The organism is Ruegeria sp. C6 (genome assembly GCF_056537625.1).
The window spans coordinates 58758-74231 of the sequence record NZ_JBQFRW010000002.1 but is presented as its reverse complement, the minus strand read 5'-3'; the positions used below and the strand labels follow the sequence as shown (position 1 = coordinate 74231).

Here is a 15474-nt window from a genome sequence, read left to right as displayed (position 1 = left end):
GCCAATCCCCTTTTCGTTGTTCAGTGTCGCGCCGCTTAGCTACAGGATTCCCCGATGGCAGACCAGCGTGCCGAACTTACTTGGACGGAAGACCAGATCCCGGTCTCGGATCGGTTCGATGACCCCTATTACTCGTTGCAGAACGGGTTAGAGGAAACGCGGCATGTGTTTCTGGCAGGCAACGATCTGCCAACGCGCTTTGTACCGGGGTTTCACATCGCTGAACTAGGCTTTGGCACCGGCCTGAATCTGTTGACCGCGTGGTCGGCGTGGGAAGCAGCAGGGCAGACTACACCTTTATGGTTCACCAGCTTCGAGGCCTTTCCGATGGCGCCTGACGATATGTCGCGTGCTTTGGCGGCCTTTCCCGAGGTGGCACCGTGGGCCGATCGCTTATTGGAAACATGGAATGGGCAGAAATGCGTGCTGGACACGTTGCATCTTGAGGTCATGGTCGGAGACGCGCGCCAGACCTTGCCCACATGGGCAGGTGAGGCAGATGCGTGGTTTCTGGATGGCTTCTCACCCGCAAAAAACCCCGAGCTGTGGGGGGCTGAACTGATGCAGCAGGTGGCGGAGCACACGATTCAAGGCGGTACAGCGGCAACCTATACTGCCGCGGGTTTCGTGCGTCGGGGCCTATCCGACGCAGGTTTTGATGTTACCCGCAGCCCCGGCTTTGGCCGTAAACGGCACATGACCCGGGCGGTGAAGCAATGAGCCAGAAGAACAACGTCAACGCCGGTATAGCGCTTATGGTCAGCGCGACGATCGTGTTTGCTTTGCAGGATGGGATTTCGCGCCATCTGGCCGGTACCTACAATACGTATATGGTGGTGATGATCCGGTACTGGTTCTTTGCCGCATTCGTGATTGCTCTGGCTGCGAGATCCAGCGGAGGTTTGCGGGCGGCGGCGCAAACCAGCCAGTTGGGACTCCAGATATTCCGGGGTGTGTTACTGGCCGCAGAAATTTGTGTCGCCGTTTTCAGCTTTACCATTCTGGGCTTGATTGAAAGCCAGGCCGTTTTCATCAGCTATCCGCTGCTGATCGCTGCCCTCAGCGGCCCGGTTCTGGGTGAGAGAGTCGGCTGGCGTCGCTGGGCCGCCATCGGGGTCGGCTGCATCGGGGTGTTGGTCATCCTGCAGCCCGGTGCCGGTGTGTTCAACCCTTGGGCTGTGATCCCGCTGATCTCGGCGTTTATGTTCGCGATTTATGGCCTGCTGACACGGTATGCGGCTCGGCGGGACAGTACTGCGACCAGTTTTTTCTGGACTGGGGTGGCTGGTGCAGTCGCAATGACTGCTGTTGGTGTCTGGTTTTGGGAACCGATGGCCAGCAGCGATTGGTTTTGGATGGGGTTGCTTTGCATCGCAGGTGCTCTGGGACACTGGCTATTGATTAAGTGCTACGAAATGGCCGAGGCCAGCGCCGTGCAACCCTTTGCCTATTTCCATCTGATGTGGAGCGCAATTCTCGGCATCACGATCTTCCACGAGACCCTGCGCCCCGAGGTTGTTCTGGGCGCAGCTTTGGTGATCGCGGCGGGCCTGTTCACCTTATGGCGCGAACGACGAAAGGGTCGAACCGGTTAGTTCCTTTGAGAATGGCACTGGTAAAGCTGGCTGCCCAAGCCGAGCGCGATAGACCGGCAGGCTTTCGGCGACACGCATGACATAGTTGCGCGTCTCCTTGAAAGGGATGGTCTCAATCCAGTCGATCACGTCCACCTGGCCCCGGCGTGGGTCGCCATAGCGTTCCATCCACGAAATCGGCCGTCTTGGCCCCGCGTTATATCCAGCGGCCATCATCACGACATTGCCGTTGAAGTCCTCTGCAAGCGTTGCAAGATAATTCGCCCCCAACTTTGCGTTATATTGCCAGTCCGAGGTTAGGCGCGCGGTTTTATGGCCACCCAGAATACCCAAATCCTGAGCCACAAGTTTGGCGGTAGCGGGCATGACCTGCATCAAACCGCGCGCGCCTGCGCCACTGATGACTACCGGATCGAACTCACTTTCGCGTCGGGCAATTGCCAGCGTCATTTCCTTCGCCATGGGAAGTCCCATATCTGCGACCGGGTGCACTGGGTAATAAGCGGCAGGCAAAACAACACCGGTTGTTGCCGCGCGCTTGGCGATCATGACGGCCAGATGCGGTTCGTTCAGTTCGATCACCAGGTCCCCCAGCTGAGCGGCTTGGGTTTGATCGAGACCTTCCACCAAATGGGTCAGAAACCGTTCTGAAAGGTTTCCCTCTCCTGCGCGCTGCAACAGCAATCCAGCCTCCAACACGCTTGAGTCAGCGAATGCGGCTTGTTTCCAATGCGGCGCGCGGCGTGGGTTGGCCAATTCGCTGTCAAACGGACGGCCGATTTGTTCCGCCGCCAGCAACCCGTAGAACGAGGTCTGATAGTTCGCGCCTTCGGCATAAGCCTCGTGCGCCTTGTCAGCATCCCCCTGCGCCGCATAGGCGCGGCCCAGCCAATATCCACCGCGACCCTTCGAAATCGGCGATTGCACCGCCTCCGAGAAATTCTGGAAATGCCGCACCGCCGTGGCCGGATCATTCAGCTTGCGCAGCGCCAGAAATCCCGAGAGCCACTCCAAATCAGCATAGCCATAGCCCATTTCGGGGGTCATGTGGTGATTGGCGGCAATCGCATAGGCGCGTTCGGCATCTCCCGTGCGCATCTCAAGACGTGCCAGTCTGCGTCGCCCTTCCGCCCATTTGTCGGGTTCACCCAGCGATTTTGGTCCGGTCGAGCGTGCCAACATCAGATCAATGGCGCTGTCGTCCAGTTCTTTGCGATCCCGCCACACGAAACGATCAAATGCCAGGCCAGGGTCTTTGGCCAGTGATTCCGGCACTGCGGCGACTTTGCCGTCCACTCCGTTTTCGCGCTTTTGCAGGGCAATGCGCGCCTCGGCCAGTTTGCGCTGATCAGAGTTGACCAGGGGCAGCATCCGCCCGGCGCTGACAAGATGCCCATCCCACAACATCCGATCCAACCTGGCCTCGTGATGTGGTCTCAGAAGCTTCCCGAAGTTCTCAAGATAATCCTTTTGTAGGCCCGACCCCATCGGCATAGTTCGCCACGCGGTTACGACGTCGGCTTCTGCTTCACCATTGCGGCCTTGGCTTTTCAAGGCCACGGCATAATTCAAAGCACCTTCTGCTGTTTGCGGAGGCAACCCTTCGTAGAATTTCAGAACTCGATTCGGATCGGCCCCGGTGAATGATGGCTCGCTTTTACGGCGCAGCCAGGCCAAACCGGGCCAATCCGGGCGCCGCTCAAGAAACACCAGTACATCGCCCGAGCTGCCAAAACCTTCGCGTAGCCAATGCCAGACAATAATGTCCCGCGCCACCGATCCACGCTGGCCTGCCACGCGCAGCGCGGCATTCCAATCGCCCTTGCGCATCTCATAGAGTCCCGCGCGCAAATCCTGCGTCGCATCCGCACGAGTGGCATGCGGCTGTAGCATCAGCGCCAGAATCATCGCTATTCCAAGCGACAGAATACGTCTCATCCCTTGCATTCCCCAACAAACCAAGGATACAGCCATGCAGGATAAACCTTGCGCCGCCGGGATCAACTCACAAACCCTTAATCGTGACAGACCGGTGCGCAAAAAACACCTAAGGAGCGTTCCATGTTTAAAGGCTCAATGCCAGCCCTGGTCACCCCGTTCAGCAACGGCGCGTTGGACCTGGAAACGCTCAAACACCTGGTGGAATGGCAAATACAGCAAGGTTCGACCGGTCTGGTTCCGGTTGGTACGACCGGCGAAAGCCCGACCCTCAGCCATGAAGAACATGAAACGGTTATCGCCGAAGTGGTGAAGGCTGTAGCAGGCCGCGTGCCTGTCATCGCAGGCGCGGGCTCCAACAATACTGTCGAGGCAATTCGGTTTGTTCAGTTTGCGCAAAAAATCGGTGCGGATGCGGCGCTGGTCGTAACCCCCTATTACAACAAGCCGACCCAGAAGGGGCTGCTGGCGCATTTCCAAACTCTGCATGACAGTGCCGATATCCCGATCATCATCTACAATATCCCGGGTCGTTCGGTCATCGACATGAATCCTGCAACGATGGGTGAGCTGGCGAAACTGCCGCGCATCATCGGAGTCAAGGACGCGACCGGAGATCTGGCACGCGTCAGCCAGCAGCGTGCAAGCTGTGGTGCGGATTTCTGCCAGCTATCCGGGGAAGACGCGACTGCACTGGGCTTCAATGCTCATGGCGGAGTGGGCTGCATCTCGGTCACCGCAAACGTGGCTCCGAAGCTCTGTGCTGAATTCCAGCAGGCAACGCTGAATGGCGACTACGAAATGGCGCTGGAGTATCAGGACCGCCTGATGCCCCTGCACGAAGCGATCTTCATCGAGCCCGGTCTGGTTGGCGCAAAATACGCGCTCAGCAAACTTGGCCTGTGTGGCACCGAAGTGCGCTCGCCTCTGACCGAGCTGGAAGACAGCACCAAAGCCGCTATCGAAGCAGCAATGGCGCATGCTGGATTAACCTGAAATCAATATACGGACTCGTAAGGGCGGCCTCGAAGATCGAGCGCCGCCCTTTTTTAATTCGGGATCCAAATTTCATCTGGCTAGAAATACCTCGGGGGAGGCGCGGCTTGCCGCGACGGGGGCAGAGCCCCCATCAACGCTTGCCGTAGTACAACCCAACCACATGCTCTGCTTGCGCGAAGAACAACCAGCGTGAAACAGCAACGCCGGTGACATGCGACAACACCGCCACAAGCGCAAAGACATGCTTGATCAGAACGCCGCCAAAGGGGATCAGAAGCAGCAGTAAAGGCAGCACAAAAGCCAGACCAAAAGATATCATCCGTAGTTTCTGCGCATGCTTCCGACCGACCACATGCACAAACTCACGCAGCAGATAGTTTGTACCTGTATGAGGTGGTTCGAATGCGCGGACAGCGCCTCGCTCACCAAGCCCTGTCGCGGTTGCCAGCGTGGTTCCCGATCGGGACAACGCATCGTCGCCCTTGGCCCAATAGGCAAGCTGTACAGCGCCGGCAATAGCCAGCAACCAAGGGGCAAGCGCTTCCGCTCCGGCCAACAAAGCACCGCCTGCAAGGCTGAACGACAAGAACATGGCCGGTGTCAGGTTCATGTTCCAGCGAGGGATGGTCTTGAGCTGCGTGTAGATCATCGATGTGGTGAAGACCGTGGCCAGCGAGAATGCCGCCCCGATCCAGCCCAGCACACCCCAGCGTTGGCCTAGAAAGACCGCACCAATTGCATAGAGCCCCATGACGAGCAGCGCGATGACCGCGCACCAGCCCTCGCGGCTGAGCCAGCTTGAGCGCCACTGTGTGAAGGCTTTCCAGGCGCGCTCTGGGTGGCCGAGGTGGAAGGTCGACGCGAGCAAACCGCCGACGGACAAGCCATAGGCAATTGCGAAAAACACAAACGCGACCCAGCCCGAGACGTTAGGTATGCCGAGCCCCAGGAAGAACAAGAGTCCAAATCCGAGACCGGACAGGGTGGTAAAGATGATAACGGAAGGTGCCGGGTGCATCAGAGCTTCTCCAGGGTCTTGTCGAGCCAGCCGAGGAAACCCTTGGGTTCTTCGGCGACCGGGGCCAGCAGAGGGGCTAGGATGTCAATCTGCTCCTCAATTTTGTCCTTGGGTCGGGGCGGCAGGTACTTGTTGACGGGTTTGGTGCCCTGTTCAGGCATCAGGTCCATGCCGCCACGTTCGACGACCAGCTTGCTGACATCACTGCCAGGGTCGCCGAGATCGCCAAAGTGTCGGGCACCTGCCGGGCAGGTGCGCACACAAGAGGGCACACGATCCACCTCGGGTAGGTTCTCGTTGTAAATCCGATCGACGCAAAGCGTGCATTTCTTCATAACGCCTTCGGCCTGATCCAGTTCGCGTGCGCCATAGGGGCAGGACCACGCGCACAGGCCGCAGCCGATGCAGTCATTTTCGTTGACCAGAACGATTCCGTCCTCGACCCGCTTGTAGCTGGCACCGGTGGGGCAGACGGTCACGCAGGGTGCGTCTTCACAATGCAGGCAGGATTTTGGGAAGTGGATCAATTGGGCATGCCCTTCGGCGGGTTGCACCTCGTAAGAGTGCACCCGGTTCAGGAAGGTACCTGAAGGGTCAGCACCATAAGCATCCTGATCCGACAGTGGCGCGCCGTAGTTTTCGGTGTTCCAGCCTTTGCATGAAATGACGCAGGCATGGCAGCCAACGCAGGTGTCCAGATCAATGACCAGACCCATCTTGCGTTCGGTTGATTGGGGGAGCTGGGTCATGACGGCCTTGCCTCTGCGATTGTGGTCAGGGCGGGCTGGGGCTCTGCCCCAGACCCCGAGATATTTATAGCCAGATGAAGAACGGATCGGGTCATTTGCCCACCTTCCAGGCCAAATCCTTTGGCCCCTGCCCGACCGGCGATTTGATTGGAGCGAATTCTGGCTGGCTTTCAGCATCGCTTGGAGCGGCGGCCTTTTCGATTTTTACCTTCAGATCGAACCAGGCGGCCTGACCGGTGATCGGATCAGAGTTTGCCCAGCGCAGGCCGTCACCTTTGGGGGGCAGCAGTTCGTGGATCAGGTGGTTGAGCAGGAAACCCTTGGTGGCCTCGGGGGCGTCTTTCTGCAAGGCCCAGGCCCCTTTGCGCTTTCCGATGGCATTCCAAGTCCACACGGTATTGTTGTTCAGCGCAGCCATCTCCATGACGGGTACCGTGATCTCGCCATGTGGAGAGCTGACTTTGGCCCAATCGCCGTCTTGCAGCCCGTGTTCACGCATCAGCTTGGTCGGGACGTATAGCGGGTTGCGCCCATGCAGCTGACGCAACCAGGCGTTTTGTGTGCCCCAACTATGATACATCGCCATTGGCCGCTGGGTCAGAGCGTTGACGGTGAAACCTTCATTGCTGGTCTGATCGGTTTCGTACCAAATGGGCAGGGGGTCCATTGTATCTTGGATATGCGCGCGCAGGTGATCTGGGGGCTGGCGTTCCCCGTAGCCTTCGGCGGCCAGTTGGAATTTACGCATCGGCTCGGAATAGAGCTGGAATAGATAGGGCTGTGGGCTGTCATAGATACCCATGCCCACAGCCCAGTCTTGATAGGCAGTGTTCCAAGGTTTGTAGTAATCCGCACCTTCGGGAATATGCGCGACATAGAAGCCACCATTCTCGATGTATTGGTTCAATTGGTTGGGGTTAACCTCGCCACGACCTTCCTTGTCGCCGTTTTCGCCCCGGAAACCGGCAAGCGGTCCAATGCCCGGCTTACGTTCGTGGTTGACGATATAGTCGGCGTAATCCGTCCACTTGGCGCTGCCATCATCGTTGGTAAAGCCGGGCAGATCCATGCGATTGGCCAGATCAATCAGCACCGACTGGAAGCCGCGTACGTCGCGGTCGGGTTCAATCACCGGCCAACGGATCGCGTCTGCCGCTGCCTCGGCCTCGCAGATCGGGCGGTCCAGCAGCGAGATACAGTCGTGTCGTTCCAGATAAGTTGTGTCGGGCAGGATAAGGTCGGCATAGGCCACCATTTCCGAGGAATAAGCATCGGAATAGATGATATGCGGGATCACGTAGTCGCCGTTCTCATCCTTGTCCGTCAGCATCTCCATGACACCCTTGGTGTTCATGGTCGAGTTCCAGGACATGTTCGCCATGTACATGAACAACGTGTCGATCTTGTAGGGATCGCCCGCATGTGCGTTCGAGATCACCATATGCATCAGCCCGTGGCTGGACATCGGGTTTTCCCATGTAAACGCTTTGTCGATCCGCGCCGGGCTGCCGTCTTCTTTAAGCGCCAGATGCTCGGGGCCGCGAACAAACCCCAGATGCGGCCCGTCCAGAGGTGTATTCGGAGTCACCTTACAATGCGGAGTCGGATGCGCCTCAACTGGCTTGGGGTAGGGCGGCTTGAAGCGGAAGCCGCCGGGGACTTCGACCGTTCCAAGCAGGATCTGCAACACATGCAGGGCGCGGCAGGTCTGGAAACCGTTCGCGTGGGCCGAAACGCCGCGCATCGAGTGCATCGCGACGGGGCGACCAATCATCTTCGAGTGTTTCTCGCCCCGGAAATCGGTCCATTCATGGTCCAGTTCGAACGCTTCATCAAAGGCCACACGGGCCAACTCGCCAGCAATCGCGCGAATGCGGGTCGCTGGTACGCCGCATTTTTCTGCGATTGCCTCGGGGGCGTATTCATCCGCCAGATACCGTTCTGCCATGTGGTGGAAGACGGGGCGGTGGGTGACACCGTCCTTTTCGTAGGTCGCTGATAGATCAGGGCGGACGCCGGGGGTGTCGAAAGCAGTCAGCTTGCCGGTATTGCGGTCGATGACCAATGGCTTGCCGTCATCGTCTTTCAGGAACAGACCCTTTTCCGGACCGTCGGATGCGTTGATCAGGACCGGCGCGTTGGTGTAGCGACTTAGGTAATCCAGATCGATTTTGCCTGCCTTCATCAGCACATGGATCATCGACAAGATGAACAGGCCATCGGTACCGGGGGTGATGCCGACCCAATCATCTGCCACGGCGTTATAGCCCGAGCGGATCGGATTTACCCCAATCACCCGGGCACCGCGCGCCTTGATCTTGCCGATGCCCATTTTAATCGGGTTGCTGTCGTGGTCTTCTGCAACGCCGAACAGCATGAACAGCTTGGTGTGATCCCAGTCGGGCTGACCGAACTCCCAGAATGCACCGCCCATCGTGTAGATGCCACCGGCTGCCATGTTGACCGAACAGAACCCGCCATGGGCCGCATAGTTACAGGTGCCGAAATTCTGTGCCCAGAAACTGGTGAAGCTCTGGCTCTGATCACGGCCGGTGAAAAAGGCCAGTTTCTCAGGGTTGTCTTCGCGGATCGGTTTTAGCCAACCGACAGCGATCTCGAGCGCCTCGTCCCAACTGATCTCTTCGAACTCGCCAGACCCACGCGGGCCGACGCGTTTGAGCGGTGCGCGTAGGCGCGACGGGGCGTTCACCTGCATAATCCCCGCGCTGCCTTTGGCGCAGAGAACGCCCTTGTTTACCGGATGATCCCGATTGCCTTCGATATAGGCGACCTTCCCATCCTTCATGTGCACGTTGATACCGCAGCGGCAGGCACACATGTAGCATGTAGTCCGGCGGATCTCGTCTGACACGGGTGGGGATAGGTTGAGGTTCGGTTGTTGATTCACGCTGTCTCTCCCTGTGGCGGATCGCCTTGGTACCTGTACGTGTTGAACACACTGGAGCGTAAGCACACCGGGCTCAACCATATAGAGGAAGAGAGTGCAGGCACCCCCTTCCTCTGCTTTTTTTAAGGGGACCGGTTGAACCCGGTCCGACTTATGTTTTTGACAGCAATCAAACCTGCTGCAGACGCATGTCGCTTGCGTCGATACCTGCAACCTCAACCGGCTTCTTCATCGCGTCGCGACGGAAGGGTTCACCCAGTTCCTGGTTGATCATTGCTTCGATCAGGGTGGTGATGCCGTTCTTCTGATCCTCGATCGCCTGGCTCAGCGCCGCAGTCAGCTCATCCTGAGTGCGTGCGATGACGCCTTTCAGGCCACAGGCGTTGGCGATGCCGGCATAGGACACTTTTGTGTCCAACTCGGTGCCGACGAAGTTGTCATCGAACCACAGGGTCGAGTTGCGCTTTTCCGCACCCCACTGGTAGTTGCGGAACACAACCTGAGTGATGGCTGGCCATTCTTCGCGACCGATGGCGGTCAGTTCAGTGACTGCAATGCCAAAGGCACCGTCGCCAGAGAAGCCGACAACTGGTACATCCGGGCAGCCGATCTTCGCGCCAATGACCGAAGGCAGGCCATAGCCACAGGGGCCGAACAGGCCGGGGGCCAGATACTTGCGGCCTTCTTCAAACGAAGGATAGGCGTTGCCGATGGCGCAGTTGTTGCCGATGTCGGACGAGATGATCGCCTCTTTCGGCAGCGCGGACTGGATCGCGCGCCATGCTTTGCGCGGGCTCAGCCAGTCCGGCTTGGCAGCGCGCGCGCGTTCGTTCCACGTGGTGCCCGGATCGTCCTGCTCGTGGTCCATCGAGGTCAGCTCTTGCGCCCAACGCGATTTGGTTTCGGCGATCTTAGCCTTGCGCGCGTCGCGGCCTTCGTCACCGGCTGTGTCGGACAGTTGGTTCAGGATGCTGGTGGCAACGGTCGCCGCATCGCCCACGATACCAACCGAGACCTTCTTGGTCAGGCCGATGCGGTCGGGGTTGATGTCGACCTGAATGATCTTTGCATCTGCAGGCCAGTACTCCATTCCGTAACCCGGCAGGGTCGAGAAGGGGTTCAGGCGGGTGCCGAGGCATAGAACAACGTCTGCTTCCTTGATCAGCTGCATACCGGCTTTTGAGCCGTTGTAGCCCAGTGGGCCAGCGAACAGTGGGTGCGAGCCGGGGAAAGCGTCATTGTGCTGGTAGCCAACGCAGACCGGAGCGTCCAGACGCTCGGCCAGTGCTTTCGACGCTTCGATGCCGCCTTTCGACAGAACGGTGCCTGCACCGTTCAGGATAACGGGGTTCTTTGCGTTCGACAGCAGAGCTGCAGCTTCGGACACGGCCGTTGCACCACCCGAAGGCAGTTCAAACTCAACAACAGCAGGCAGCTCGATGTCGATCACCTGAGTGAAGAAGTCGCGCGGAACGTTGATCTGCGCAGGTGCCGAGGCGCGCTTGGCGTTCATGATCACCCGGCTCAGAACCTCTGCCATACGGCTGGGGTCACGCACCTCTTCCTGGTAGCAAACGCAGTCTGCGAACATGCGCATCTGCTCCATTTCCTGGAAACCACCTTGACCCATGGTCTTGTTTGCGGCCTGCGGAGTGACCAGCAGCAGCGGAGTGTGGTTCCAATAGGCAGTTTTGACGGCGGTCACAAAGTTGGTGATGCCGGGGCCGTTCTGGGCGATCATCATCGACATCTTGCCGGTTGCGCGGGTATAGCCGTCGGCCATCATGCCGCCGGACCCTTCGTGGGCACAATCCCAGAAAGTGATGCCTGCTTTGCCAAAGATGTCGGAGATCGGCATCATGGCCGAGCCGATGATACCGAACGCATGTTCGATGCCATGCATCTGCAGGGTTTTTACAAAGGCTTCTTCGGTGGTCATCTTCATCTGCGTAATCTCCGATCATAGAAGGATGGAACGGGGGTTTTGCACCCAGTTTTCTGATCGGTTTTGGCGTACGGGTGTCTGTGGCGTTAGGGCCAGAACCGGTAGCGGTTTAAGTCCAGAGTGCTTAAGAACGCCGGATCGCTTCAGCAATCTGTTGGATTCCCGGTTCGATACGATCCGACGAGATTGAAGAGTAGCCCAGCCGATAAAAGTTCTTTGGCCTGTTCTGGCTTGAAAAAAATGCCTCACCCGGTTCGATATGGACGCTTTGGCGCTGCAGGTCTCGGGCCAGTTTGCTGGTGTCTACATGCAGCGGCGCTTGCATCCAGATCGATGATCCACCCAGCATCCCGCGCCCAGCAACAGTCAGACCATATTGTCCAATCGCCTCCTCAATCGCTTCGCGACGGCGTTGCAGCGTTTTAGACATGCGCCGGATCTGAGCATCATAGTGGCCGAGCGATAGGAAGTAGGCTGCAGTTCGCTGCATGTGGCCAGGAGGGTGACGCAAGACCAGAGATCGCAGGGCGCGCGCTTCACGGATAAAGGGTTCGGACCCGACCATGTAGCCCAATCGAAGCCCCGGAAACAGCGACTTGGAAAAGCTGCCCACGTAGATCACCCGCCCATCGCGATCCATTGACCTGAGCGCCGGTGACGGGGCCCCGAGAAATGACATTTCAAATTCATAGTCATCCTCGACGATCATGGCATCCAATTCGCGGGCACGACGCAGCAGTGCATGTCGGCGGTCCACCGGCATGGTCGCGGTTGTCGGGCTCTGGTGGCTGGGGGTGGTGAATATGACGTCGGTATCATCTGGGATCGTTTCCGGGGGCAACCCGTCCCGGTCGACCTTCAGATAAGACAGTTTGCATTCCGAGTGAATCAGAAGATCGCGCAGGGCGTAATAGCAGGGGTCCTCGATCGCTGCCCTACGGTTCCGGTTCAGCAATATACGAGACGCCAGCCAAAGGGCGTTCTGAGCGCCCAGGGTGATCAAGATTTCTTCGGGCCGGGCTACAATTCCGCGGCGGGGAAGAGTATGCCGGGCGATGAATTCAAGCAGCAGCGGGTCATCCTGATCGACATAGTCTCCGGTCAAAGAATCAAAGTCCTTATGTCCCAACGCCCGAACTGCGCAGAGACGCCAGTTTGCATGATCGAACAGCTTTCTGTCGACTTGGCCATAAATGAAGGGATAGCGGTAGTCACGCCAGTTGCTGGGTTTTGTCAGCACATCACCGCCCGAGAAACGGCGGGCAAACGCCTGATCCCAGTCAACCACTTCGGTGTCGCGCCGCACTGGCGTGTAGGTCGGCGGCACTGGCGCATTTTCTGAAACATAGTATCCCGACCGGCCTTTGGCGGTCAGGTAATCATTGGCCAGCAGTTCAGTATAGGCAAGCGTGACCGTAATCCGGCTGACACCCAAATGGGCAGCAAGTTTACGGGACGAGGGCAGCTTTTCCCCGACGTGGAAGCGTCCTGACAGAATGCCTTCGGCAATCAGCTGTTGCAGCTGCGCCTGTAAGGTGCCTTGCCCATTGCGTTCCAAAAAGAATGTGTCGACCGAAATACCCATTGCATCGTTATAGGTTGGACCTAAGGCGGTGGCAATCTGGACTTATGGCCCTGCGAACCATGTGGAGAGTTTTACGCACACGTGTGGTTGACGCAGGATACGAATTAAACTAAATAACCATAAATCTAGTTTAATGGAGATAAAAGATGTGGGAAGAAGCTGCCGCAGGTTTCTCTGCCATGGGCTCGGAAGCCCGATTGAAGGTTCTTAAGACCTTGGTTCGTGCTGGGGAAGCAGGCCTGACCGTTGGAGAAATTCAAACGAGGACAGGAATCGCGCCCTCGACTCTGGCGCATCATCTGCGGTTTCTGGCTGCTGGCGGAGTAGTTGAGCAAGAGAAGATCGGGCGTAGCACGATCAACCGCGCGTGCTTTGACGAATTGAGAAACCTGGCGCAGTTCATCCTAAGTGAATGCTGCGCAGACGAAATCGGAAAGGCCGCAAACGATGGCTGAACTGACCCAAAACCCCAAGCCACTTGCCAGAAACCTGATCGACCTGATCAAAACGCCCTGGGCTCTGATCGTGGTCATACTGGCGCTGGTGGCCATTCTTGATCCGGGCAACTGGACCGAGGTCGTGAGTTTTGCAGCCAAAGCGCTTGCGCATACGGGCCAGTACATCCTGTTTGCTGTTCTGCTGCTATCATACCTGAAGGCAACCGGGGCCGAAGTGATGGTCGCCCGTGCATTTGAGGGTCGCGAGACACGGATGATCTTTCTGGCCGCGTTGTTTGGCGGGCTGGCCCCATTTTGTTCCTGCGAAGTGATCCCATTCATCGCAGGCTTGCTGGCTCTGGGTGCGCCATTGTCGGCCGTGATGGCATTCTGGCTCAGTTCACCGTTGATCGACCCCCCGACGTTGCTGATTACTGCGGGTGCGCTGGGTTGGCCGTTTGCAATTGGTAAAGCGGTTGCCGCTGTCGCGTTGGGTTTGTTCGGCGGGTTTGCCGTGCGCACCCTGATGCAGGGAGGTGCCTTTGCGCAGCCGTTGCGTGAATACAAACCCGCTGGTTGCTGCGGTTGCGGACCAAAGCAAGATGACAAACCCGTCTGGAAGTTCTGGCAAGACCCTGACCGTCGGACGCGCTTTCGGGTTGAGTTCGTTCATAACGGTCTGTTCTTGCTCAAATGGCTGGCATTTGCCTACGTGCTCGAAGCATTGCTGGTCAGCTATGTTCCGGCAGACCTGATCGCCCGCGTTGTTGGTGGTGAGGGTGTTGTACCAATCGTCATCGCAGCCTTGGTCGGAATGCCTGCCTATCTGAACTCTTACGTCGCACCACCGCTTCTTGCGGGTCTGATGGAGCAGGGTATGAGTGCGGGTGCTGCGATGTCGTTCATGGTGGCCGGCGCCGTCAGTTCGATACCTGCGATGGCGGCCGTGTGGTCACTGGTGAAACCGCGCGTCTTTGCCACCTATCTGGGATTGGGCATCAGCGGCGCTATCGTAGCAGGCATCCTGTTTCAGATGATCTGAACAAAAAACCGCTCGGTTGAGCCACCGGGCGGTTTTCCTTTTCTAGCTAGCTTCGCAATATCGTGGCAGTTTGAACCGATACCTTGGCTCTCCACTTTCAACGAAAACCCGTTTCTCGATACAGGCTTGGGTTCCAACTGTCTGAGCAATCGGCCCTTCGGTCGAGGTGATTGATGCTGCCGAGCCATCCGGCAAGCGCACCGAAGCAATGACCCCGTTCTTGAGATCGCCATTGATCGGTGTCGCCGACAAAACCGCGACGGTGAGAAACGCCTCGTGCTCGTGCTTGCCGTCGTCATTCAGCAATAGCAAGCCAGCGACTATTGCAATCATCACTACGGCACCTGTAATGGCCAACCACCAGGATTTCAGGAACACATAGATTGAAACGGCACGATGCGCGTCGAAGAATAAGGATAGAACCTTTAGCATCAAATCACCCAAAAAATCGGGTCCCGGCTATTCGAGGCCGGGACCATGCGCATCTCAGGGGCGCAGATCGTCTTCGTCTTCTTCATCACCACCACCCTTGGGCAGGTTGAAGAAGCTATCCGCATCGACGATGGGCTCTTCTTCTTCCTTCTCGTTGGTGTCCTCGGACAACGAGAATGTCTCGAGACCTTCGATCGCGGTCGGGATCTTGGGCGCTGAATCCATCTCAAGCGACTGTTCGGTCGACACCAGTTTGCGACGCTCATCATCGCTCATCACGCCACCTTCAGCTGCTTTCTTGGCCGCAGCCTTTTGCACGATGGCATCCAGTTCGGATTGTTTGCACAGACCCAGGGCAACCGGATCGATCGGCTGCATGTTCGAGATGTTCCAGTGCGTCCGCTCGCGGATCGACTGGATGGTCGGCTTGGTGGTGCCGACCAGCTTGGCAATCTGGCCGTCGCTGAGTTCCGGGTGGAACTTGACCAGCCACAGGATCGAGTTCGGACGGTCCTGACGCTTGGACAGCGGGGTGTAGCGCGGACCACGGCGTTTCTCTTCGCCTGATGCCGCCGGATTGAATTTCAGCTTCAGCTTGTGCAGCGGGTTGTTTTGCGCGGTGTCAATTTCTTCCTGAGTCAGCTGGTTGTTGGCAATCGGGTCAAACCCTTTGACACCTGCAGCCACATCACCATCCGCAATACCCTGCACTTCCAGCTCGTGCATGCCTACGAAATCCGCGATCTGCTTGAAGCTGATCGTGGTGTTGTCCACCAGCCATACGGCGGTTGCCTTGGCCATAAGCGGTTTTGCCATCAGCCCGTCT

13 protein-coding genes are annotated in these 15474 nt (G+C 57.9%); 5 read left to right on the top strand and 8 right to left on the bottom strand.

Annotated elements, in window-relative coordinates:
* Nucleotides 1–54 precede the first annotated feature (54 nt).
* Complete coding sequence (gene mnmC2, locus ACR0MJ_RS07930) at nucleotides 55–720, top strand: tRNA (5-methylaminomethyl-2-thiouridine)(34)-methyltransferase MnmC2 (RefSeq protein ID WP_480760401.1); 666 nt, start codon at nucleotides 55–57, stop codon at nucleotides 718–720.
* Nucleotides 717–1595 carry a DMT family transporter gene (locus ACR0MJ_RS07925; RefSeq protein ID WP_480760399.1) on the top strand — a complete coding sequence of 293 codons (879 nt, stop codon included), beginning with the start codon at nucleotides 717–719 and terminating at the stop codon, nucleotides 1593–1595. Before mnmC2 ends, ACR0MJ_RS07925 begins: the two co-directional genes overlap by 4 nt.
* Here ACR0MJ_RS07925 and ACR0MJ_RS07920 read toward each other — a convergent pair.
* Nucleotides 1560–3533: a lytic transglycosylase domain-containing protein gene (locus tag ACR0MJ_RS07920; protein WP_170508849.1), complete on the bottom strand. Its 1974-nt coding sequence runs from the start codon at nucleotides 3531–3533 to the stop codon at nucleotides 1560–1562. The two genes, ACR0MJ_RS07925 and ACR0MJ_RS07920, sit on opposite strands and share 36 nt — an antisense overlap.
* A 123-nt stretch (nucleotides 3534–3656) precedes the next feature.
* Here ACR0MJ_RS07920 and dapA point away from each other — a divergent pair, with 123 nt between their 5' ends.
* Complete coding sequence (gene dapA / locus ACR0MJ_RS07915) at nucleotides 3657–4529, top strand: 4-hydroxy-tetrahydrodipicolinate synthase (RefSeq protein WP_480760396.1); 873 nt, start codon at nucleotides 3657–3659, stop codon at nucleotides 4527–4529.
* A 133-nt stretch (nucleotides 4530–4662) separates the two neighbouring features.
* Here the strand turns inward: dapA and ACR0MJ_RS07910 are convergent, their stop codons facing one another.
* From ACR0MJ_RS07910 to pdxR, 5 genes are all read right to left on the bottom strand, one after another.
* Entirely contained in the window at nucleotides 4663–5550 is an 888-nt protein-coding gene (locus ACR0MJ_RS07910) for a dimethyl sulfoxide reductase anchor subunit family protein (RefSeq protein ID WP_480760393.1), read from the bottom strand.
* Nucleotides 5550–6299, bottom strand: coding sequence for a 4Fe-4S dicluster domain-containing protein (locus tag ACR0MJ_RS07905; RefSeq protein WP_170398728.1), 750 nt, complete (start codon nucleotides 6297–6299; stop codon nucleotides 5550–5552). Before ACR0MJ_RS07905 ends, ACR0MJ_RS07910 begins: the two co-directional genes overlap by 1 nt.
* Nucleotides 6300–6390: 91 nt before the next feature.
* The gene (locus ACR0MJ_RS07900) at nucleotides 6391–9207 is read right to left on the bottom strand and encodes a molybdopterin oxidoreductase family protein (RefSeq protein WP_480760391.1); all 2817 of its coding nucleotides are present in this window, start codon (nucleotides 9205–9207) and stop codon (nucleotides 6391–6393) included.
* A gap of 169 nt (nucleotides 9208–9376) precedes the next feature.
* Nucleotides 9377–11152, bottom strand: coding sequence for a sulfoacetaldehyde acetyltransferase (gene xsc, locus ACR0MJ_RS07895; RefSeq protein ID WP_170514751.1), 1776 nt, complete (start codon nucleotides 11150–11152; stop codon nucleotides 9377–9379).
* A gap of 124 nt (nucleotides 11153–11276) precedes the next feature.
* A complete protein-coding gene (gene pdxR / locus ACR0MJ_RS07890) occupies nucleotides 11277–12737 on the bottom strand; it encodes a MocR-like pyridoxine biosynthesis transcription factor PdxR (RefSeq protein WP_170398719.1) in 1461 nt (486 codons plus the stop codon).
* A 146-nt stretch (nucleotides 12738–12883) separates the two neighbouring features.
* Between pdxR and ACR0MJ_RS07885 the strand changes: the two genes are divergently transcribed.
* On the top strand, nucleotides 12884–13192 hold the full coding sequence (locus ACR0MJ_RS07885) for an ArsR/SmtB family transcription factor (protein ID WP_170398716.1): 309 nt from the start codon (nucleotides 12884–12886) through the stop codon (nucleotides 13190–13192).
* On the top strand, nucleotides 13185–14216 hold the full coding sequence (locus ACR0MJ_RS07880) for a permease (protein WP_170406576.1): 1032 nt from the start codon (nucleotides 13185–13187) through the stop codon (nucleotides 14214–14216). Before ACR0MJ_RS07885 ends, ACR0MJ_RS07880 begins: the two co-directional genes overlap by 8 nt.
* A gap of 42 nt (nucleotides 14217–14258) precedes the next feature.
* Here the strand turns inward: ACR0MJ_RS07880 and ACR0MJ_RS07875 are convergent, their stop codons facing one another.
* Both ACR0MJ_RS07875 and ACR0MJ_RS07870 read right to left on the bottom strand, forming a co-directional pair.
* Nucleotides 14259–14648 (bottom strand): hypothetical protein, encoded by a 390-nt coding sequence (locus tag ACR0MJ_RS07875; protein ID WP_170398710.1) that lies wholly within the window; start codon nucleotides 14646–14648, stop codon nucleotides 14259–14261.
* Nucleotides 14649–14702: 54 nt separating this feature from the next.
* Nucleotides 14703–15464 carry a DUF1013 domain-containing protein gene (locus ACR0MJ_RS07870; protein ID WP_170406573.1) on the bottom strand — a complete coding sequence of 254 codons (762 nt, stop codon included), beginning with the start codon at nucleotides 15462–15464 and terminating at the stop codon, nucleotides 14703–14705.
* Between the last annotated feature and the right edge of the window lie 10 nt (nucleotides 15465–15474).